This window comes from Thioalkalivibrio sp. AKL7 (assembly GCF_000381705.1).
Lineage (GTDB): Bacteria > Pseudomonadota > Gammaproteobacteria > Ectothiorhodospirales > Ectothiorhodospiraceae > Thioalkalivibrio > Thioalkalivibrio versutus.
This window is the reverse complement of sequence record NZ_KB906953.1, coordinates 1-20,329: the sequence shown is the minus strand read 5'-3', so window position 1 is coordinate 20,329 and position 20,329 is coordinate 1. Positions and strand designations below refer to the sequence as shown.

Here is a 20,329-nt window from a genome sequence, read left to right as displayed (position 1 = left end):
TGGCCGTTTGCAACGGGCCCGGAAGATTCCGGGCCCGATTTTTGCCGGGCCGCCACTCGGGCGTGGCGGATCACAGCACAAGAGCAGGGACGAGATGACCGATATCAACCGCTGGTTGCTGCCGGACGGGCTGGAGGAGGCCCTTCCGGATGCTGCGCGCCGTCTGGAGGACCTCCGCCGGCGCGTGTTGGACCAGTTCGACACCTGGGGCTATGACCTGGTGATGCCGCCGCTGGCGGAGTATCTGGAGTCCCTGTTGACGGGTGCCGGGCACGCACTGGATTTGCAGACCTTCAAGCTGACGGATCAGCTCACGGGCCGCATGATGGGCGTGCGCGCAGACCTGACCCCGCAAGTGGCGCGGATCGATGCGCACCGTCTGCGTGTCCAGGGCCCGAATCGGCTTTGTTACGTGGGCAGTGCGCTGCGTACCCGTGCAGATGAATGGTCGGGTTCACGCAGTCCGCTCCAGGCCGGGGCCGAGCTGTTTGGCCATGACGGGATCGATAGTGATCTCGAGATTATTCGCCTGATGCTGGCGACCCTGGCCGCCTGCGGAGTGGAGCGTCCTAGCATGGATCTCGGCCACGTCGGGATCTATCGTGCCCTGGCGCAGGATGCGGGTCTGGATGCGAGCCAGGAGGAGGAATTTTTCGATCAACTCCAGCGCAAGAGCGTGCCCGAGATCGAACAGACCCTCGCGGCCTGGCAGGCCGGCGGCATGGATCCGGCGGCCTGTGCGCGGCTGCGCTCCCTGGTGGATCTGAATGGCGATGCCACGGTACTCGACGCTGCCCGTCGCGCCCTGGCCGGTGCACCAGCCGAGGTGGCTGTGGCGCTGGATCACCTGCAGGCTGTGGTCGCACGGCTTGAGGCGAGCGAGCCGGGCCTGGACCTGCACCTGGACCTGGCCGAGCTGCGCGGCTATGCCTATCACACCGGTCTGGTGTTCGCGGCCTTCGTGCCCGGGTCCGGCCAGGCGATCGCGCGCGGTGGCCGTTATAACGAGATCGGTCGCGTCTTCGGCCGCGCACGGGCGGCCACCGGTTTCAGTACCGATTTGCGCGCCTTCGTGCGCCGCGAGGCCGGGGCGCCGATGGCGCCTCGTCAGACGGTGCTGGCACCGGCCACCGGCGATGTGGCGCTGGAGGCGGCCATTGCGGATCTCCGTGCCCGCGGCGTGCGCGTAGTGCGCGAGCTGGAAGGCCAGGACAACGAAGTACCCGGGGGCGCGCGGCTCGAGCAGCGCGCCGGGGAATGGACCGTAGTGGAGCATTGATGGCGATGGGACGTTTTGTAGTCGTACTGGGCAGCCAGTGGGGTGACGAGGGCAAGGGCAAGATCGTCGATCGTCTGACCGAGGATGCCGCAGCCGTCGTGCGCTTCCAGGGCGGGCACAATGCCGGGCATACCCTGGTGATCGATGGCGAGAAGACCGTGCTCCACCTGATCCCGTCGGGCATCCTGCGGGAGGGCGTGGAATGCATGATCGGCAATGGCGTGGTGCTCTCGCCCGAGGCTCTGATCACCGAGATGGAAGAGCTGGAGGCCAAGGGTGTGCCGGTGGCGGACCGTCTGCGCCTGTCGGATGCCTGCCAGCTGATCCTGCCCTACCATGTAGCCCTCGACCTGGCGCGCGAAAAGGCCCGTGGCAAGGCCGCGATCGGGACCACCGGGCGCGGCATTGGTCCCGCCTACGAGGACAAGGTTGCGCGCCGGGGCCTGCGCCTGGACGACCTGTTCCACCGCGAACGCCTGGCGGCCAAGCTGGGCGAGGTGATGGACTATCACAACTTCGCGCTGAAGCATTACTTCAAGGCCCCGACCATCGACCAGCAAGAGGTCTTGGAGCAGTGCCTGGCGCACGCCGAGCGCCTGCAGCCGATGGTCACCGACGTGGCGGGCCGCCTGCACAAGCTGCGCGAGCAGGGCAAGGACGTCATGTTCGAGGGGGCCCAGGGCACGCTGCTGGACATCGACCACGGCACCTATCCGTTCGTGACCTCGTCGAATACCACCGCCGGTGGTGCGTCCACCGGGTCGGGTGTGGGGCCGCGCGACCTCGACTACGTGCTGGGGATCACCAAGGCCTACACGACCCGGGTGGGCGCCGGACCGTTCCCGACCGAGCTGTTCGACAACATGGGTGAACACCTGGCGCGGCAGGGCAATGAGTTCGGTTCCACCACGGGGCGCGCACGGCGCTGCGGCTGGTTCGATGCCGTCGCGCTGAAGCGGGCAGTCAAGGTGAACAGCATCAGCGGATTGTGCATGACCAAGCTGGATGTGCTGGATGGCCTGGAGAACGTGCAGATCTGCGTGGGCTACAACTGCGATGGCGAGACCCGCGAGGCGCCGCCGTCCGGCGCCGAGGCCTATGCGGCCTGCACGCCGATCTACGAGGAGATGCCGGGGTGGACGGAATCCACGGTCGGGATCCGCGAGTATGACCAGTTGCCGGCGAATGCCCGCGCCTATCTGGAGCGTCTGAGCGAGGTGGTCGGGGTGCCGGTCGACATGGTCTCCACGGGGCCCGATCGTGACGAGACCCTGGTGTTGCGCGACCCGTTCGACAGCTGATTGAGTGTCTCCCTGGGCACGTCGGGGCGCGCACCACCGTGCGGGCTCCGGCGAGCCGAGTGGCGGAGCAGGTGGGATTCGCCACGCAAAAAATACGCCACCCTCACGGGTGTCGCTTCGCGTATAACAGGGATTCGAATACAGCTGAAAAATGGTGCCGAGGAGAGGACTTGAACCTCCACGGGGTTACCCCCACTAGCACCTGAAGCTAGCGCGTCTACCAATTCCGCCACCTCGGCACGAGGGACGACACACAATGAGGAAACCGTGTGTCCTGCGCTTCAGGAGCGCGCAATATAGTGCGCGGCCGGGGGGCTGTCAACGCCCCGGAGCGGGAATGTTTCCCTCCGGTGTGGTCGGCAGGGGGCGCGCAAACGCGTCCCCTGCGCAACAAAATTCCGCATGCCTCATAATGGGCGCTTTGCGCGCCCAGCCGGATTCCCGGCGAGGGGCTGCCCATTGCAACATCCACAGAGTTCACTGAATGCCAAGACAACGTCGCAAGACCCCCGCCGATCCCAATTTCGAGCGCGAGGCGCAGAAATACGACAACCCCATCCCCAGTCGCGAGTTCATCCTCGGGCTTCTGCAGGAAGCCGACAATCCGTTGTCCTACGACGAGATCGCGGAACGTCTGAAGATCGACGACGACGATCGCCTCGAGGCCCTGCGCCGCCGCCTGAAGGCGATGGAGCGCGATGGGCAGGCCCTTTGCAACCGTCGCGGTGCCTATCTGCCGGTCAACCAGGAAGACCTGATCCGCGGGCGCGTGATCGGTCACCCGGATGGTTTTGGTTTCCTGGTGCCGGACGAGCAGGATGACGACCTGTTCCTGTCGCCGAAGCAGATGCGCGGGGTATTTCATGGCGACCGGGTTCTGGCCCGGGTCATGGGCGTGGATCGTCGCGGCCGCCGCGAGGGCGGGATTGTCGAGGTCCTGGAGCACAACACCACCCAGGTGGTCGGGCGCCTGAAGATCGAGGACGGTGTCGGTATCCTGACCCCGGACAATAAGCGCATCACCCACGACATCCTGGTGCCGCCGGACGGCCTGGGCGAGGCTGAGGACGACCAGATCGTGGTCGTGCGCATCCGTGAATCCGCTTCACGCACGGCGCGCCTGCGTGGGGACGTGCAGGAAGTCCTGGGCGAGCACATGGCGCCGGGTATGGAGATCGACATCGCGATCCGTGCCCACGCCCTGCCGCACGAGTGGCCGGACGAGGTCATAGCGGCGGCCGACGAGCTGGGCGCCGAGGTGGCCGAGGCAGACAAGAAGGATCGCCTGGACCTGCGCGAGAAGCCGTTCGTCACGATCGATGGCGACGACGCCCGCGACTTCGACGACGCCCTGTACTGCGAGCCGGAAGGCAAGGGCTGGCGGCTGTGGGTTGCGATCGCCGACGTGTCGCACTACGTCCAGCGCGACGCCGCGCTGGATCGCGAGGGACGCACACGCGGCACCTCGGTGTACTTCCCGAACAACGTGATCCCGATGTTGCCGGAGGCCCTCTCCAACGGTCTGTGCTCGCTGAATCCGAACGTGGACCGGTTGAGCATGATCTGCGAGATGGAGATCGGTGCGCGCGGGGCGCTGAAGAGCTATCGCTTCCACGAGGGACTGATCCGTTCGCACGCCCGTCTGATCTACGAGGACGTGGCCGCGATGCTCGGCGGCGACGCGGCGCAGCGCGAGCAGAACGCGCATGTGATGCCGAACCTGGAGACCTTGCACCAGGCCTTCAAGGCCCTGCACGCGGCGCGCAATCGCCGGGGCGCGATCGACTTCGACACCACCGAGACCAAGATCGTCTTTGGCGAGGACCGCAAGATCGAGAAGATCGTGCCGACGGTGCGCAACGATGCGCATCGCCTGGTCGAGGAATGCATGATCATGGCCAACGTGGCCGCCGCTCGCTTCCTCAAGAAGCACAAGGTGCCGGCGCTGTACCGCATCCATGATCAGCCGCCGTCGGACAAGATCGACGACCTGCGCGACTTCCTCAATGGCGCGGGCCTGAGCCTGGGTGGTGGTGACGAGCCGAGCCCCGCCGACTACACCGAAGTCCTGAAGGCGGCGCGCCAGCGCACCGACCAGCAGCTGATCCAGACCGTGCTGCTGCGCTCGCTGAGCCAGGCGGTGTATGCCCCGGAACTCGACGGCCACTTTGGCCTGGCGCTGGACGACTACGCGCATTTCACCTCGCCGATCCGCCGCTATCCGGACCTGCTGGTGCATCGCGGCATTCGCCATGTGCTGCGCAAGGGCAGCGCCAAGGCCTTCCCGTACTCGCATGGCGACATGGAGCAGTTGGGTGAGCATTGCTCGATGGCCGAGCGACGCGCCGACGACGCGACCCGCGACGCGGTGGCCTGGCTGAAGGCCGAGTACATGCAGGACAAGGTCGGCGAGACCTTCCCCGGCGTGGTCTCCGGAGTCACCGGGTTCGGTCTGTTCGTGGAGATCAAGGACGTCTACATCGAGGGCCTGGTGCACGTGACCAGCCTCGACAACGACTTCTACCACTTTGACCCGGCGCGCCACAGCCTGACCGGCGAACGCGGTGGCCGGGTGTTCCGTATCGGCGACGAGCTTCAAGTGCAGGTGGCCCGGGTGAGCCTGGATGATCGCAAGATCGATCTGGCCCTGGCCCAGGAAGCGGGTCAGCCGAGTCCCGCCGCTCCGCCGCCGAAAAAGCGCAGCCGTCGTAGCAAGCGCCGCAAGGATGCCGATGCGGCTCCGGCCGCCGCCGCACCAACCGCAGCAGCGCCCGAGCCTGAGGCAAAACCCACAGCAGCCGGGCCGGAAGCCCCCGCGGCCGACGATGATGCCCCGGCGCCGAAGAAGAAGCGCCGCCGTCGTGGTGGCCGCCGCCGTGGGGCCGCCGGTGGCGAGACGAGCCCTGCTGCCGAGCCGAGCCCGGCGAAAGAACCGAGCTCGGGGAAAGAGCCGAGCCCGGGGAATGAAGCAAGCCCAGGGAATGAGGCGAGCCCGGGGAATGAGGCGAGCCCAGGGAATGAGGCGAGCCCAGGGAATGAAGCGAGCCCGGGGAATGAACGGACCCGGGGCAGCAGACGTGGCCGCGGCAACGCACGCCGCCCGCGGAACGCGCCGGATGAAGGCAACAGCGATGCCCCGGAACCGGGCAACGAGGCGGTTCCGCCGCCGCGACCCGAGGCCGACAAGGACGGAAATACCATTGTCGAGCCGAGTGCGGATCGCCCGGCCAAGGCCAAGGAATCCTCTGGGTCCGGACGTGGCCGCAGCCGTCGTCGGCGTCCGCCCTCGTCCTGAGGCGCAGGGTGAACCCGCGTCTGTTCCCCCGCTTGCTCGGGGGCCGCTCAGGCGGTGTCCGCCGGGGCGTTGACCCGTGGCGGGATCGCCGTGGCGGAGGTCCGCGATGAGCAAGGGGAGCAAGGGTAGCCGCGCCGAGACCTTTGGTGGCATCCACGCAGTGGCCGCCGTGTTGCAGCGGGCCCCGGAGCGGGTCAAGCGGCTGCAGCTGGCGACCGACCCTATCGAACCCGCCTTGGAACGCCTGCGAGAACTGGCGCAGTCGCGCGGCATCTCGATCGAGCGGGTAGGCCGCGAGCGGCTCGATCAACAGCTTCCGGGGTTCCAGAACCAGGGTGTGGTCGTGCACTGCACGCCGCGTCCGCTGCTGGACGAAAAGGCCCTGATTACCCGGGTGCGCGATGGCCTGGATCTGCTGCTGGTGCTCGACGGGGTGACCGACCCGCATAATCTCGGGGCCTGCCTGCGGACCGCGGATGCGGCCGGGGCCGGGGCGGTGGTCATGCCGCGCCATCACAGCGCCGCATTGACCCCCGCCGCCATCAAGGTGGCGTCCGGGGCCGCCGAGACCGTGCCGGTGGTGACGGTCAGCAATCTCGCGCGGACGCTGGCAGCCCTGAAGGATGCCGGGATGTGGACCGTAGGCCTGGCCGGGGAAGGGGGAGAGAGCCTCTATGATCTGGACCTGCGCCCGCCGACGGCGATCGTCATGGGGGCCGAGGGCGAGGGCCTGCGGCGTCTGACCCGGGAGGCCTGTGACCACCTCGCGGCCCTGCCGATGCAGGGCGCGGTGGAGAGCCTCAACGTCTCCGTTGCCACCGGCGTCACCCTGTTCGAGGCGGTTCGCCAGCGTCGCGAAGGTCCGCCGGCTGGTTCTGCGTAGCCGCTAGCCTTCCGAGGGGCGGTGCAAACCCCTGTTTCGCCGGCTCCCTGCTTGTTGTTGGCGCCCGCTTCGGTTATCGTGTCGCGCCTTTCTGCCCTGCGGCTGCGTCCGCTGGGTCGAACCCTTGCCTCACCGCATTTGACGGGAGGCTGATACCCGCAAGGAGTTCCCGATGCGTCATTACGAAGTTGTATTCCTGGTCCACCCGGACCAGAGCGAGCAGGTCCCGGCGATGATCGAGCGCTACAAGGGCCTGGTCGAAGGTCATGAAGGCAAGATCCACCGCCTCGAAGACTGGGGCCGCCGTCAGCTGGCCTACCCGATCCAGAAGCTGGTGAAGGCCCACTACGTGCTCATGAACATCGAGGCCTCGGAAGAGGCGATGGAAGAGCTCGCCAGTGCCTTCCGGTTCAACGATGCCGTGCTGCGCCACCTGGCGATGCGCATGGAAGAGGCCGTGACCGAGACCTCCCCGCTGGCCAAGGGCCAGGAAGAGGAGAGTGGCAAGGGCCGTCGCCGCGAGCGCGACGACGAGGGTGGCGAAGGCGCCTCCGACGACTCGGCTTCCGCCGAGTAAATCCCGCCCGTTCGCTGACCGATTGATTGAAGGAGATCTGACATGGCCCGTTTTCCGCGTCGCCGCAAGTATTGCAAGTTCACCGCTGAAGGCATCGAGTACATCGACTACAAGGACCTGAATCTGTTGAAGGGTTTTGTGACCGAGACCGGCAAGATCGTGCCCAGCCGTGTCACCGGCACCAGCGCGAAATATCAGCGCCAGCTGGCCACGGCGGTGAAGCGTGCGCGCTTCCTGGCCCTGCTGCCGTACAGCGATAACCACTAAGTCCCGCACCGGTTCGCCGGGGCCGTCGCCATGCGCGTACTGGCCGAATTTGCGATGAAAAGCCGGAGCCGCGCCGTAGGCGCGGTTTCCGGCTTTGGTGTGGCGGGCCTGTTCCTGCCTCCGGTGGCACTGCTCAGCAGTGCGCTGATCGCCCTCGTAGGGCTGCGCATCGGCCTGCGCCAAGCACTCCTGGTGATGGTGCTGTCCGCAGTGGTCCTCGGGGTGGCGATGTTTGTCCTGATCCCGGAGGCCCCGCTGTTCGCGGGGGTGGTCGCCGGGGTTGTGCAGTGGGCGCCAGTGGCGCTGCTCGCCGAGCTGCTGCGGCGCACGATCTCGTGGCGCATGACGCTGCAGGTCGCCGCCGCGGTCGCCGGGATCGGCGTGCTGGCCGTGCACCTGCTGGTGCCGGATCTGGAGTCCACCTGGGCCGAGGCGGGCATGGTCCTGCTGGGGCCTCTGGTCGAGGGCAGCGAGACCGGGCCACAGGAGTTGGAGGCGGGGCTGCGCCGCGCGGCGCCGTACCTGACCGGGCTCTTGGCCGGGATCCTGCTGCTGAGCCTGACGCTGGCCGTGCTGCTGGGTCGCTACTGGCAGGCACTGCTGTACAACCCGGGGGCGTTCGGCGAGGAGTTCCGGGGCCTGCAGTTCGGGCGGATGCTGAGTGCCGTCACGCTGTTGCTGGCCGGTATCGGGCATCTGGGTCCGGTCCCGGTGGCCACGGAGTTGGCGTTCATCCTGGCGGTGCTGTTCTTCCTGCAGGGGATCGCGCTGATGCACGCGCTGACCTTCCGGCAGGGGATGAGCAGCTTCTGGCTGGTGGGGATGTACGTGCTCCTGGCCCTGGCCATGCCGCAGATGTTTCTGCTGCTGGCCACCATCGGGGTGATCGACGCCTGGGCGGATATCCGCTCGCGATTGGGCCCCGGTTCCGCGCAGGGCGGGCAGGACAGTGACAACAATCCGTGAGACCGGTCCGAGACCGGTGTAGAATGCGCCCCTTCGGGGGCTGATCAAACGTTACAGGAATACCAAAGATGGAAGTCATTCTGCTGGAAAAGATCGATAACCTGGGCACCCTGGGCGACCGCGTCAACGTGCGTCCGGGATTTGCGCGCAACTTCCTGCTGCCGCAGGGCAAGGCCAAGTTTGCCACCGCCGAGAACATCGCCGAATTCGAGGCGCGTCGCGCCGAACTGGAAAAGGCGGCGGCCGAGGCCCTGGCTGCGGCCGAGGCCCGCAAGGAAAAGCTGGACGCAACCGTGCTCGAGATCACCGCGAAGTCCGGTGGCGAAGGCAAGCTGTTCGGCTCCATCGGCCCGGCGGACATCGCCGACGCGCTGACCGCCAAGGGTACCGAAGTCGAAAAGCGCGAAGTGCGCATGCCGGAAGGTCCGCTGCGCACCACCGGTGAATTCGAGATCGGCCTGCACCTGCACTCGGACGTGGACGTCGACATCCGCGTCGTCGTGATCGGCGAAGAGTGATCCGCCGGATGTCGGGAGGGTGGCCCCACCGGGTCGCTGATACCCGGCACATGGGCGGGTTCGTCGCATGAACTCGCCCATGATCCCGAACCCGCGGGTCCCCCCGCATTCCGAGGAGGCCGAGCAGGCGGTCCTCGGAGGGTTGATGCTGGATAACGCTGCCTGGGACCGGGTGGCGGACCGCATCACTGCAGACGACTTCTACCGCCATGATCACCGCCTGATCTTCCGGGCAGTGTCCGCGTTGGCGGATCGTAATGCCCCGTTCGACATGGTCACCGTGTCGGAGCAGCTGGATCGCACGACCGAGCTGGAATCGGCCGGGGGCATGGCCTATCTCGGACGGCTGGCCGCCGAGACGCCGAGTGCGGCCAACATCGTGGCCTATGCGGATATCGTCCGCGAGCGCTCTATCCTGCGTTCGCTGATCTCGGTAGGTACCGAGATCGCCGATTCCGCCTATACCCCGGACGGCCGCGGTTCCAAGGAACTGCTGGACGTGGCGGAGCAGAAGGTCTTCCGTATCGCCGAGCAGGGTGCGCGCGGGGCCCAGGGCTTTCGCGGGATGAAGCCACTGCTGACGGCGGCGGTGGACCAGATCGAGTATCTCTACGAAAGCCAGAATCCAATCACCGGGATTGCCACCGGTTATCAGGATCTGGATGCCCTCACCTCGGGGCTGAATCCGGGCGATCTGGTGATCGTGGCCGGGCGGCCTTCGATGGGGAAGACCTCGTTCGCGATGAACATTGCCGAGTATGTGGCGATGAAAAACTCCGAGCCGGTCGCGATTTTCTCCATGGAGATGCCGGGTGAGCAGCTGGCCATTCGCCTGCTGTCCTCGATGGGGCGGATCAACCAGCAGAAGCTGCGCTCCGGACGCTTGGAGGATGGCGACTGGCCGCGCCTGACCAGCGCGGTGCAGATGCTGTCCGAGGCCCCGCTGTACATCGACGATACCCCGGCGCTCTCGCCCACCGAGCTGCGAGCTCGGACCCGGCGGTTGATGCGTGAACACAAGGGCCTGGGGCTCATCGTGGTCGACTACCTGCAGCTGATGCAATCCCCCGGCAGCAGCGAGAATCGCGCCAACGAGATCTCGGATATCTCGCGTGGCTTGAAGGCCCTGGCGAAGGAGCTGAGTGTGCCGATGATCGCGTTGTCGCAGCTCAACCGTTCGCTGGAACAGCGTCCGAACAAGCGCCCGGTGATGTCCGACCTGCGCGAGTCCGGGGCCATTGAGCAGGATGCGGATATCATCGCCTTCGTTTATCGCGACGAGGTCTACAACGACGAGTCGCCCGACAAGGGCACGGCGGAGATCATTATTGCCAAGCAGCGTAATGGCCCCATCGGGACCGTGCGCCTGACCTTCCACGGGCAGTTCACCCGCTTCGAGAACTACGCCCCCGACGTTTACGGCGAGATCGGCCACTAGGCACGACGTGAGACGCGCGGCCAGTATGCAGCTCCATCCCGAGGCACTCCGGCACAACCTGGGTGTGGCGCGCCGCTTGGCGCCGGGCGTTCCGATGTGGTCGGTCATCAAGGCCGAGGGCTACGGCCATGGTCTGTTGTGGGCGGCCGAGGCCCTGGCCGAGGCGAGCGACGGGCTGGCCGTTTCCCAGATTGGCGAGGCCCGCGCCCTGCGCGCTGCCGGCTTCCGCGGCCCGCTGCTCGTGTTGCAGGGCCCCCGCGACGTCTCCGAGGCGCATGCCTGTACCGAATTCGACCTGCAGCCCGTGCTGCACGACGCGACGCAGCTTGACCATCTCGACGCCGCTGGCGTGGTGCTTCCCGTGGTCTGGGTCAAACTCAACACCGGCATGAATCGCCTGGGTTTCGCGCCGCAGGTGGCAAAGCGCGTCGCCACGCGTTTGCAGGCCGCCGGGCACGGGTGCGGTGGCCTGCACTGGATGACGCACCTGGCGTGCGCCGACGAGCCCGGACATCCGCAGAATGCCCGCCAGCTGGAACAATTCGGCGCGTCGGTTTCCGCTTTCCCGGGGCTCCGTAGCGTGGCCAATTCGGCGGCCCTGTTCGCCGGCTGGGGCCGCGGTGCGGGGTCGGCGGCGCCGGGTGACTACTGGGCCCGGCCCGGCATCATGCTCTACGGCGCGCATCCGGCCTCGGTCCCCGTCGAGCACCTCCCGGAGGGCCCGGACGGTGATCTGCGCCCGGCGATGACCGTGCGCGCCCCGATCATCGCCACCCAGCCTCTCGAGCCTGGCAGTACGGTGGGCTATGGCGCGACCTGGACCGCCGCCGCTCCGGGCCGTGCCGGGATCGTGGCAATGGGATATGCCGATGGCTACCCGCGGCATGCCCCGTCGGGCACGCCGATCCTTGTGCAGGACCGGCTCTGCCCCCTGATCGGACGTGTCTCCATGGACATGCTGGCGGTGGACCTGTCCGGGTTGCCGGAGGTGCAGGTCGGAGCCATGGCGACGTTGTGGGGCGAGGGCCTGCCGGTGGAGCGGGTCGCCCGCGCGGCGGGCACCATCAGCTACGACGTGCTCACGCGCGTGGCGGACCGGCTGCAGCCCGGAAACTGACGGAAACGCCGGGTACACTGTCCGGTCAGCAATCCGTGGCCCGAGAGACCCCAATGACCGATTTCGATCCCAGCGAATACGACCCACAGACCGTCGCCATCCGCTATGGCTACCAGCGCACGCCCGAGGGCGAGCACTCCGAGGCGATCTTCCCGACCTCGAGCTTCGTGTTCGGCAATGCCGCGGAGGCCGCCGCGCGCTTCGGAGGTGAGGTCCCGGGCAATATCTATTCGCGCTTCACCAACCCCACCGTGCGCACCTTCCAGGACCGCCTGGCCGCGCTGGAAGGGGGCGAGGCCTGCGTGGCGACCGCCTCCGGGATGTCCGCAATCCTCGCGACCATGATGGGCCTGCTGAAGGCGGGTGATCACGTGGTCTGCTCGCGCTCGGTGTTCGGGACCACCACCGTGCTGTTCAACAACTACCTGGCGCGTTTCGGCGTCGAGGTGACCTACGTCGAGCTGTCGAACCTCGAGGCCTGGGAACAGGCGACGCAGTCGAACACGCGGCTGTACTTCTGCGAGACGCCATCCAACCCGCTGGGCGAGGTGGTGGATATCCGTGCGCTGGCCGACATCGCCCATCGCCACGACGTGCTGCTCGCGGTGGACAACTGCTTCTGCACGCCGATCCTGCAGCGCCCGCTGGATCTGGGCGCTGATATCATTATCCACTCGGCGACCAAGTTCCTTGATGGCCAGGGCCGCTGCCTCGGCGGTGCCGTGGTGGGCGACGCCGAGCGGGTGGGCAAGGAGGTCTACGGCTTCCTGCGCACCGCGGGTCCGACGTTGTCGCCGTTCAACGCCTGGGTGTTCCTGAAGGGGTTGGAGACGCTGCCCCTGCGCATGCGTGCGCACAGCGATAACGCGCTCAATCTGGCGCAGTGGCTCCAATCCCACCCCGCGGTCACCGCCGTGCATTACCCCGGCCTCGAAGATCACCCGCAGCACGCGATCGCCAAGCAGCAGCAAAGCGGCTTCGGCGGGGTGCTCAGCTTCGAGGTCGCCGGCGGGCGCGACGCCGCCTGGTCGGTGATCGACGCCACGCAGTTCCTGTCGATCACCGCGAACCTGGGGGATGCCAAGACCACCATTACCCATCCGGCCACCACTACCCACGGTCGCGTGGACCCGGAGAAGCGCGAGGCCCAAGGTATTACCGAGGCCCTGGTGCGGGTCGCGGTCGGGCTCGAGGCGGTCGCCGACATCCAGCGCGATCTGGCGCGCGGCCTCGACGCCCTGGGCTGAGACGGGTATGTCGGCTTCCAGCGGGGAGGCCCGTTCGCAGCCGCGCCGGCGGCGCCCGCGCTGGCGCGTCCTGCTGACTGTGGTCATTGCGTTCCACCTGCTGGGCTTCCTGTCCTCGCTGGATGCGCTGATGTCCACCCGCACATCGCAGGGCGCGGTGGCCTGGATCGTTTCACTCAACACCGTGCCGTATGTGGCTGTCCCGGCCTATTGGGTGTTCGGCGCCAGCGAGTTTCGCGGCTATGTCGTGGCGCGCCGCGACGAGGACTCCAGCCTGGCCCGCGCGCTGCAGCCGAAGACCGAGGAGCTGTGGTCGCACCAGTACGTCGCGCAGGAACCGAGCAAGCATCTGGATGGCGTACAGCAGCTCGCCCGCTGGCCGTTTCTCCACGGCAACGAGGTCGAGCTCCTGGTGGACGGCGAGGCGACCTTCGACAGCCTCTTTCGCGGCATCGAGCAGGCCGAGCGCTACCTGCTGGTGCAGTTCTATATCGTGCGTGACGACGCGATCGGGCGCGAACTCCAGCGCCGGCTGGTGGAGCGTGCCGAGGCCGGTGTCGAGGTCTATTTCCTGTATGACGAGATCGGGAGCTACCGCCTGCCCGGATCCTATCTGGATACCCTGCGCGAGGCCGGTGTGCACGTGCAGCACTTTCACTCCACCCGCGGACGCGGCAATCGCTTCCAGCTGAACTTCCGCAATCATCGCAAGATCGTGGTCGCCGATGGCGAACAGGCGTGGGTCGGCGGGCTGAACGTGGGCGACGAGTACCTGGGCCGCGATCCGGCAATCGGTGCCTGGCGCGACACCCACCTGCGTATTGCGGGGCCGTCCGCCCTCGCGTTGCAGTCGGTGTTCCTGGAGGACTGGCACTGGGCCACCGAGGCGGTCCCGGAGCTGGAATGGAAGCCGGCGACCATGGCGGAGGACGGGGTCCCGGTACTGATCCTGCCCTCCGGTCCGGCCGATGAATTCGAGACCGCCAGCCTGATGATGCAGCAGGCGATCCACGCGGCGGACCGGCGCATCTGGATCGCCAGCCCGTACTTCGTGCCCGACGAGGGCGTGCAGGGCATGCTCAAGCTGGCCGCCTTGAGCGGCGTCGACGTGCGCGTGCTGATTCCCGAGGTCACCGACAACCCGCTGACCACGCATGCGGCCTACGCCTTCCTGGGGCCGCTGCTGGACGCCGGCGTGCGCATCTATCGTTACGAGGAAGGCTTCCTGCACGGCAAGGCGTTCGTGGTGGACGACATGGGCGCGGCCGTGGGTACGGTGAACCTGGACAACCGTTCCTTCCGGCTGAACTTCGAGGTCACGGCACTGGTGCTGGACCCGGCCTTCGCGCGCGAGACGGCGCGCATGTTCGAGGCCGACTTCGCCCGTTCCCGCGAGATGACTCCGCAGGACGTGAACGATCTCCCGCTCTGGCGCCGCGTGGCCGCGCGTGCCGCCTACCTGCTGGCGCCGGTGCTGTAATGTTGTTGTGCTTCCCTGCTTGATCTATCTCATGTGACCGGTCCGCGACGCTGCTAGACTTGTAAAAAGAATGCTCTTTCGAGGCCTGCCCGTGTCGCGAGCCCTGTCCCATCTGCTGACTCTGCTGATTGCCGCCGCGCTGTTGCTGGCGCCGATCGCCGGTGCGGGCATGATGCATGGGGATCACGGGGCGGCAATCGCCACGCCGGGCCACTGTCCGGATCAAGGCGCCACCTCGCCCTCGGAACCCCTGCCTTTGGACCCCGCGGTTCAGGCGGACTTCTCGGGCTGCGAGATGCCGTGCGCGGTTTGCGGTATCTGCGGGGCCTCCGCCTTGCCTTCCTCCGTGACCAAGCCGGTCACTGCATCGCTGTCCCGCCCCGTTCCGGGGGCCGTGGCCATGGGTCCCGGCGCCCGTTCGGGCCCGGATCTGCGTCCCCCTCTCTGAGTCCTCCCTGGCCGGGCGTCCGCCCGGCCCCGGGCGATTGCGGATCGCCCCCTCGATACGCGAAACCGCGTATCGCCGTTGAATTTAAGTCCTTGGGAGGACTCCATCATGATGAATGAACAAGGTTTTGGCTGGCTGGGCGGTATGGGTCTGGGCGGAGGCCTGATCGGGCTTCTGGTCCTGGTACTGCTGATCCTCGCGATCGCCGCGTTGATCAAGTATTTGTTCGGTGGCCGGTAAGGAGTCACGCGATGACGACGTCAGAAACGAAGCCGGCGACCGCCCGCGAGGCGGTGGTCATCGTCCCCGGCATGGGGTCGGACCACTGCGGGGGCATCGTGCGCTCGGCGCTGGAAAAGACCCCGGGGGTGACCTCGGTGGGGACCAATATCGCCCGGCACCGGGTGACGGTGGGGTATGACCCCGACCAGGTCGACCCGCAGGGGCTGCGCGCCGCGGTGGAGGGCGCCGGCTACGACGTCGCACAGGTCGAGAGCGAGGCCGGGAGCTCCGGTTCGGTGCGGCTGGTGGTGCCGGGCATGGGTTCGGATCACTGCGCCGGCATCGTGCGCGCGGCGATCGAGAAGCTCGCCGGGATCGAGACGGTGCGCACCAACATCTCCGACCACCGCGTGACGGTGGAGGTGACGCCGGACGGGCCCGATGGCGAGGCCCTGCGCGCGGCTGTGGAGGGGGCCGGCTACGACGTGGCGGCGGTGGAGACCGACGACGCCGCCAGCGAGGCGGACGACGCGGCGATCGACGCCGCCTACGTGAAGCAGGCCTGGAACCGTCTGTGGTTCGCGATGGCGCCGACCATCGCGATCATGGTCCTGATGATGCCGCACATGTTCTGGCAGCCGATCCCCGGCTATCTGTTGATCATCGCGTTGCTGGCCTTCCCGGTGGTGTTCCTGGCGGGGGGCGCGGCCACGCATCGGTCCGCCTGGCGTTCGCTGAAAAGCGGCAACCTGAACATGGACGTGCTGATCTCCATGGGCTCGCTGCCGCCCTATCTGCTGGGGCTGATCGGCTTCGTCTATCCGATGACCTCGTTCATCGAGATGGCCGCGACCATCATGGCCTTCCACATGCTCGGGCGCTATCTGGAGTACCGCGCCAAGGGCGAGGCTTCGTCCGCGATTCGCAAGCTGCTCGACCTGGGTGCGAAGACCGCCCGGGTCGAGCGTGATGGCGAGGAGGTCGAGGTGTCGGTCAAGTCGCTCCAGGTGGGCGACGTGATGATCGTGCGCCCGGGCGAGAAGGTCCCGACCGATGGCGAGGTGGTGGTGGGCGAGAGCACCGTGGACGAGTCCATTGCCACCGGCGAGTCGGTCCCGGTGGACAAGGGCGAGGGCGACACCGTGCTCGGCGCCACCCTGAATCAGCAGGGGCGGCTGAAGGTGCGCGCGACCCGCGTCGGGGCCGATACCTTCCTGTCGCAGGTAATCCGCCTGGTCAACGAGGCGCAGGGCTCGCGCGTGCCGGTGCAGGAGCTGGCGGACCGCATCACCGCGCGCTTCGTGCCGGCGGTGCTGGTGATCGCGCTGGCCGCGTTCGCGGCCTGGCTGGCGTTCTCCGGGACGTTGCAGCCGATCCTGGTCTGGGGCGAGGGCTTCCTGCCCTGGGTCGACTCCGAACGCCCGCCGCTGGTGCTGGCGATCCTGGCGGCGATCGCCGTGCTGGTCATTGCCTGCCCCTGTGCGCTGGGGCTAGCCACGCCCACCGCGCTGATGGTTGGGTCCGGCATGGGGGCCGAGCGCGGCGTGCTGATCCGCTCGGGCTCCGCGATCCAGACTCTGAAGGACATTGCGGTGATCGTGCTCGACAAGACCGGCACCATCACGCGGGGGAAGCCCGCGCTGACCGACGTCATCCCGACTGAGGGTTTCGACGAGTCCCGCGTGCTGCGGGCGGCGGCGGCCGTGGAGGCCGGTTCCGCGCACCCGCTGGCCGACGCCATCGTGCAGGGTGCGCGGGACCGGGCGCTGGAGGTCGCCGAGGTCGAGCAGTTCCAGTCGCACACCGCGCGCGGTGTGGAGGCCCGCCTGGACGGCGAACGAGTGCTGGTGGGCAGCCAGCGGCTGCTGGAGGAGCAGGGCCTGGATCCGTCGGCCCTGCTTGGGTCGTTGCGGGAACTGGAGGATGCCGGCAAGACCGCGATGCTGGTGGCCATTGGCGACCAGCCGGCCGGCATTGTCGCGGTCGCCGACACGCTCAAGGAAGAGTCGCAGGCCGCGATCGAACAACTGCATGACCTCGGTATCCGCTGCGTGATGGTCACCGGCGACAACGAGCGCACCGCGAAGGCCGTGGCTGCCCAGGTGGGGATCGACGAGGTGCGCGCCGGGGTGCTGCCGGAGGGCAAGGTCGAGGCCATCCGCGAGTTGCAGAAGGAGTACGGCGAGCACGTGGCGATGGTCGGCGACGGCATCAACGACGCCCCGGCCCTGCAGCAGGCGAATGTCGGGATCGCGATCGGGGCCGGCGCCGACGTCGCGATCGAGGCCGCGGATGTGACCCTGGTGCGCGGGGAGCTGACCAAGGTCGTCGAGGCCGTCCAGCTGTCGCGGCTGACCTTCCGCAAAATCGTGCAGAACCTGTTCTGGGCCTGGGCCTACAACAGCGCCGCGATCCCGATCGCCGCGGCCGGCCTGCTGCACCCGATGATCGGTGTGGTCGCGATGACCGCCAGCTCGCTCTCGGTGATCGGCAATTCCATTCTGCTGCGCCGGAGCATGCCGGCATCCCGTACTGGAGAAAAGCAATGATGAGACGACGTCAGTTTCTGGGGCTGGCCGCGGCGCTGCCCGTGATCACCACATTCGGCGGCTGGAGCCTGTTCAACCACGCGGTGTCCGCCCCCCGGTTCGACAATGCCCTGTTTCTGCCCGGCGCCGACGGCCCGTTTGCGGTGCTCGCACCCAACGAGCCGTTCACCCTGGTCGCGGAGCAGGGGTGGCTGCCGGTGCCGGGGCGCGAGGCGACTCCGTTCCTCTGGTACCGGACGCAGATGAACGGCGATGAATACCAGAATCCGATCCTCTTGTTGCGTACCGGCGATGAACTGGACGTGACCCTGGACAATCAGCTCGACGAGGGCACGATCATCCACTGGCATGGCCTGCACGTGCCGGGCCGGGTGGACGGGCATCCGATGCATACGGTCGACCCCGGTGAGCAGTACGAATACCGCTTTAAAGTGACCAACCGAGGCGGTACTTACTGGTATCACACCCATGCCCATCACCGGACGGCGCGCCAGGCCCACCAGGGGCTGGCGAGCTTCCTGCTGGTGAGCGACGACGACAACGAGGCGCTGAACGAGGCGCTGGGGCTGGAACTCGGCAAGACCGACCTGCCGCTGGTACTGCAGGACAAGCGCTTCGACCGGCTTGGCCATCTGGTGTACCGGCCGAACCCGATGCATCGGATGATGGGCTATCTCGGCGACGAGGTCCTGGTGAATATGACGCCGGCCGCGACGCACGAGGTTGAGCGGCGCATCCATCGCCTGCGCCTGCTGAACGGCTCCACCGCCCGGATCTATCGCCTGGCCCTGCGGGCGGATGGTGAGGCGGTCCCGTTTCAGGTGATTGGTACGGACGCGGGCCTGCTGGAGTCGCCTCGGGAGGCCCGGGAGGCCTTCCTGTCGCCGGGCGAACGACTGGAGGTCCTGGTCGACTTCGCCGCCTTTGCCGGAGGCGACCGGCTCGAGCTGCACAGCCTGGAATTCGACCCAATGGCCGGTGGCGGCATGGGCGGCGGTATGATGGGGCGTGGCATGGGTCGCATGATGGGTGGCGGCATGCACGACGGCGATCCGCTCGCATTGCTCGAGTTCGTGGTCCAGGAGGGCGAGGCGGTCATCGCCGAGGTGCCCGAGCGCTTGTCACGGATCGAGCCCATCGACGTGACGGATGCCGGCCAGCGGGATATCCGTTTGGACATGGCACCGATGCAGTGGCGCATCAACGGAGAGACGTACGATCCTGACCGGGTGCCGATCGAGGTGGATGCCAACACGCGGGAGGTGTGGACCATCCGCAATGCGGGCCGCAGCATGCCGCATCCGATGCATATCCATGGCTTCTCGTTCCAGGTGCTGTCGCGCTCGGGCGGTCCGGACTTCGTGCGCCAGCAGGCCGTGAACGATGAAGGGCTGACGGTCACGGACCTGGGCTGGAAGGACACGGTCCTGCTGTGGCCGGGCGAGACGGTGCGCATCGCGCTCGACTTCACCCATCACTACGCTGGCGATCAGCTCTACGTGTTCCACTGTCATAATCTGGAGCACGAGGACAACGACATGATGGTGAATGTGCGCGTCCGGGCCTGACCGTGCGTAGCGACAGAGGGATGCCATGAGCGAAAGACCGCGGCCGCACCCGGCCGTCTACCGCGCGGCCGAGGCCGCGCTGCGCGAGCGCGACCCGGAGGCCAAGTGCGAGCGTGTGCTGGAGCTGGCGCGCGCCTGGTGGGCGGATGAACTGGAGGGTGCGAATGCCCCCGCGCCGCAACGCATGGAGGTGCCGGGACGGCCGGAGCGGCCGGTGCTGGTGCACCCGAAGGAGCTGCCGCGGCGTGGGCTGAATACCACTGCCGGTCGGGTCGCACTGGTGCATGCGGTGGCGCATATCGAGTTCAACGCGATCAACCTGGCGCTGGATGCCGTGTACCGCTTCCGCGACATGCCGGCGCCGTTCGTCAGCGACTGGCTGCAGGTCGCGGCGGAGGAGGCGCGGCACTTCCGGCTGCTGCGGGCGCGCCTCCTCGAGCTGGGTGCGGACTACGGCGATCTGCCCGCCCACAACGGCTTGTGGGAGGCGGCGCTGGCGACCGGCCACGACGTGATGGTGCGCATGGCGCTGGTGCCGCGGGTGCTGGAGGCACGCGGCTTGGACGTGACTCCGGGCATGATCCAGCGGCTGGAAGCGGCGGGCGATACCGACACCGTGGCCCTTTTGGAGATCATCCAGCGCGAGGAGGTCGCGCACGTGGCGATTGGTACGCACTGGTTCCGCGAACTGGCCCGGGCACGGGGTCTCGATCCCGAACCGCTGTTCCTCGACCTGCTGGCCGAATACATGCCCGGCCGCGTGCGTCCACCATTCGCGCACGCGGCACGCCGCGCCGCCGGCTTCACCGAATCCGAGATGGCCCAGCTGGAGACTCAGGCCGCCGCCCCGACCTCCTCCTAGGGTGCCGTTGAGCGCAGCGAAACGCATCAACATGGTGTTTGTCTTCGCGATCCGAGGCTGGTCTTGGTTCATCCTCCGGTGTTTACGTGCCTTCGTCTGACCGCCTGCCACGCGCTCACTCGCGAGCGCGCCGCGAGGTACTTTCTTGCTTGCCCAAGAAAGTACCCAAAGAAGGGCCCCCGGATTTCGCCCGGGAACCTTGCTCCAGGGCCCTCGAGCCGGCGGCGCTGAACTCGCTGCGCCTTCGGCTTCGCTCAGACATCCAGCGCCTTCTCCCGGCCCGAGCACCCTTCCGCAAGGGGCTCCATACGG

General features: G+C 67.5%; 17 protein-coding genes and 1 tRNA gene. 17 read left to right on the top strand and 1 reads right to left on the bottom strand.

Annotated features, from left to right (window positions below; translation table 11 throughout):
* Positions 1–94 precede the first annotated feature (94 nt).
* Both G315_RS0110500 and G315_RS0110495 read left to right on the top strand, forming a co-directional pair.
* Positions 95–1,279, top strand: a complete 1,185-nt coding sequence (locus G315_RS0110500) for an ATP phosphoribosyltransferase regulatory subunit (RefSeq protein ID WP_018144054.1) — start codon at positions 95–97, stop codon at positions 1,277–1,279.
* Entirely contained in the window at positions 1,279–2,580 is a 1,302-nt protein-coding gene (locus tag G315_RS0110495) for an adenylosuccinate synthase (protein ID WP_018144053.1), read from the top strand. The genes G315_RS0110500 and G315_RS0110495 overlap by 1 nt, the downstream gene beginning before the upstream one ends.
* A gap of 152 nt (positions 2,581–2,732) precedes the next feature.
* On the opposite strand, the gene G315_RS0110490 is transcribed toward G315_RS0110495, so the two are convergent.
* Positions 2,733–2,819: transfer RNA gene (locus G315_RS0110490), tRNA-Leu, on the bottom strand.
* Between the two features lie 245 nt (positions 2,820–3,064).
* Between G315_RS0110490 and rnr the strand changes: the two genes are divergently transcribed.
* The 15 genes from rnr (at position 3,065) to G315_RS0110415 (ending at position 20,017) form a co-directional block, all read left to right on the top strand.
* The gene (gene rnr, locus G315_RS0110485) at positions 3,065–5,875 is read left to right on the top strand and encodes a ribonuclease R (RefSeq protein ID WP_019612489.1); all 2,811 of its coding nucleotides are present in this window, start codon (positions 3,065–3,067) and stop codon (positions 5,873–5,875) included.
* A gap of 106 nt (positions 5,876–5,981) precedes the next feature.
* The gene (gene rlmB / locus G315_RS0110480) at positions 5,982–6,758 is read left to right on the top strand and encodes a 23S rRNA (guanosine(2251)-2'-O)-methyltransferase RlmB (RefSeq protein ID WP_018144051.1); all 777 of its coding nucleotides are present in this window, start codon (positions 5,982–5,984) and stop codon (positions 6,756–6,758) included.
* A 172-nt stretch (positions 6,759–6,930) separates the two neighbouring features.
* Positions 6,931–7,335 (top strand): 30S ribosomal protein S6, encoded by a 405-nt coding sequence (gene rpsF / locus G315_RS0110475; RefSeq protein WP_018144050.1) that lies wholly within the window; start codon positions 6,931–6,933, stop codon positions 7,333–7,335.
* Between the two features lie 42 nt (positions 7,336–7,377).
* Positions 7,378–7,602 carry a 30S ribosomal protein S18 gene (rpsR, locus tag G315_RS0110470; RefSeq protein ID WP_018144049.1) on the top strand — a complete coding sequence of 75 codons (225 nt, stop codon included), beginning with the start codon at positions 7,378–7,380 and terminating at the stop codon, positions 7,600–7,602.
* Between the two features lie 30 nt (positions 7,603–7,632).
* Entirely contained in the window at positions 7,633–8,568 is a 936-nt protein-coding gene (locus G315_RS0110465; protein WP_018144048.1) for a hypothetical protein, read from the top strand.
* Between the two features lie 68 nt (positions 8,569–8,636).
* Entirely contained in the window at positions 8,637–9,086 is a 450-nt protein-coding gene (gene rplI, locus G315_RS0110460; protein WP_018144047.1) for a 50S ribosomal protein L9, read from the top strand.
* A 79-nt stretch (positions 9,087–9,165) separates the two neighbouring features.
* Complete coding sequence (gene dnaB, locus G315_RS0110455; RefSeq protein ID WP_018144046.1) at positions 9,166–10,524, top strand: replicative DNA helicase; 1,359 nt, start codon at positions 9,166–9,168, stop codon at positions 10,522–10,524.
* Between the two features lie 7 nt (positions 10,525–10,531).
* Positions 10,532–11,641: an alanine racemase gene (alr, locus tag G315_RS0110450; protein ID WP_026182002.1), complete on the top strand. Its 1,110-nt coding sequence runs from the start codon at positions 10,532–10,534 to the stop codon at positions 11,639–11,641.
* A gap of 53 nt (positions 11,642–11,694) precedes the next feature.
* Complete coding sequence (locus G315_RS0110445) at positions 11,695–12,888, top strand: O-succinylhomoserine sulfhydrylase (RefSeq protein WP_019612488.1); 1,194 nt, start codon at positions 11,695–11,697, stop codon at positions 12,886–12,888.
* A gap of 7 nt (positions 12,889–12,895) precedes the next feature.
* Entirely contained in the window at positions 12,896–14,368 is a 1,473-nt protein-coding gene (cls, locus tag G315_RS0110440; RefSeq protein WP_018144043.1) for a cardiolipin synthase, read from the top strand.
* Between the two features lie 91 nt (positions 14,369–14,459).
* Positions 14,460–14,816 carry a hypothetical protein gene (locus tag G315_RS14755; protein ID WP_196793817.1) on the top strand — a complete coding sequence of 119 codons (357 nt, stop codon included), beginning with the start codon at positions 14,460–14,462 and terminating at the stop codon, positions 14,814–14,816.
* Positions 14,817–14,924: 108 nt separating this feature from the next.
* The gene (locus G315_RS14810; protein ID WP_017925682.1) at positions 14,925–15,056 is read left to right on the top strand and encodes a hypothetical protein; all 132 of its coding nucleotides are present in this window, start codon (positions 14,925–14,927) and stop codon (positions 15,054–15,056) included.
* A gap of 11 nt (positions 15,057–15,067) precedes the next feature.
* The gene (locus G315_RS0110425; protein ID WP_019612487.1) at positions 15,068–17,587 is read left to right on the top strand and encodes a heavy metal translocating P-type ATPase; all 2,520 of its coding nucleotides are present in this window, start codon (positions 15,068–15,070) and stop codon (positions 17,585–17,587) included.
* Positions 17,584–19,155, top strand: coding sequence for a multicopper oxidase family protein (locus G315_RS0110420; RefSeq protein ID WP_019612486.1), 1,572 nt, complete (start codon positions 17,584–17,586; stop codon positions 19,153–19,155). Before G315_RS0110425 ends, G315_RS0110420 begins: the two co-directional genes overlap by 4 nt.
* Before the next feature lie 25 nt (positions 19,156–19,180).
* Positions 19,181–20,017, top strand: coding sequence for a ferritin-like domain-containing protein (locus tag G315_RS0110415; RefSeq protein ID WP_019612485.1), 837 nt, complete (start codon positions 19,181–19,183; stop codon positions 20,015–20,017).
* Positions 20,018–20,329: the final 312 nt, after the last annotated feature.

Excerpts from the sequence above, each read along its gene's own strand:
- G315_RS0110500 (WP_018144054.1), top strand. The coding sequence starts at position 95 with ATGACCGATATCAACCGCTGGTTGCTGCCGGACGGGCTGGAGGAGGCC.
- G315_RS0110495 (WP_018144053.1), top strand. The coding sequence starts at position 1,279 with ATGGCGATGGGACGTTTTGTAGTCGTACTGGGCAGCCAGTGGGGTGAC.
- rnr (WP_019612489.1), top strand. The coding sequence starts at position 3,065 with ATGCCAAGACAACGTCGCAAGACCCCCGCCGATCCCAATTTCGAGCGC.
- rlmB (WP_018144051.1), top strand. The coding sequence starts at position 5,982 with ATGAGCAAGGGGAGCAAGGGTAGCCGCGCCGAGACCTTTGGTGGCATC.
- rpsF (WP_018144050.1), top strand. The coding sequence starts at position 6,931 with ATGCGTCATTACGAAGTTGTATTCCTGGTCCACCCGGACCAGAGCGAG.
- rpsR (WP_018144049.1), top strand. The coding sequence starts at position 7,378 with ATGGCCCGTTTTCCGCGTCGCCGCAAGTATTGCAAGTTCACCGCTGAA.
- G315_RS0110465 (WP_018144048.1), top strand. The coding sequence starts at position 7,633 with ATGCGCGTACTGGCCGAATTTGCGATGAAAAGCCGGAGCCGCGCCGTA.
- rplI (WP_018144047.1), top strand. The coding sequence starts at position 8,637 with ATGGAAGTCATTCTGCTGGAAAAGATCGATAACCTGGGCACCCTGGGC.
- dnaB (WP_018144046.1), top strand. The coding sequence starts at position 9,166 with ATGATCCCGAACCCGCGGGTCCCCCCGCATTCCGAGGAGGCCGAGCAG.
- G315_RS0110445 (WP_019612488.1), top strand. The coding sequence starts at position 11,695 with ATGACCGATTTCGATCCCAGCGAATACGACCCACAGACCGTCGCCATC.
- cls (WP_018144043.1), top strand. The coding sequence starts at position 12,896 with ATGTCGGCTTCCAGCGGGGAGGCCCGTTCGCAGCCGCGCCGGCGGCGC.
- G315_RS14810 (WP_017925682.1), top strand. The coding sequence starts at position 14,925 with ATGATGAATGAACAAGGTTTTGGCTGGCTGGGCGGTATGGGTCTGGGC.
- G315_RS0110425 (WP_019612487.1), top strand. The coding sequence starts at position 15,068 with ATGACGACGTCAGAAACGAAGCCGGCGACCGCCCGCGAGGCGGTGGTC.
- G315_RS0110420 (WP_019612486.1), top strand. The coding sequence starts at position 17,584 with ATGATGAGACGACGTCAGTTTCTGGGGCTGGCCGCGGCGCTGCCCGTG.
- G315_RS0110415 (WP_019612485.1), top strand. The coding sequence starts at position 19,181 with ATGAGCGAAAGACCGCGGCCGCACCCGGCCGTCTACCGCGCGGCCGAG.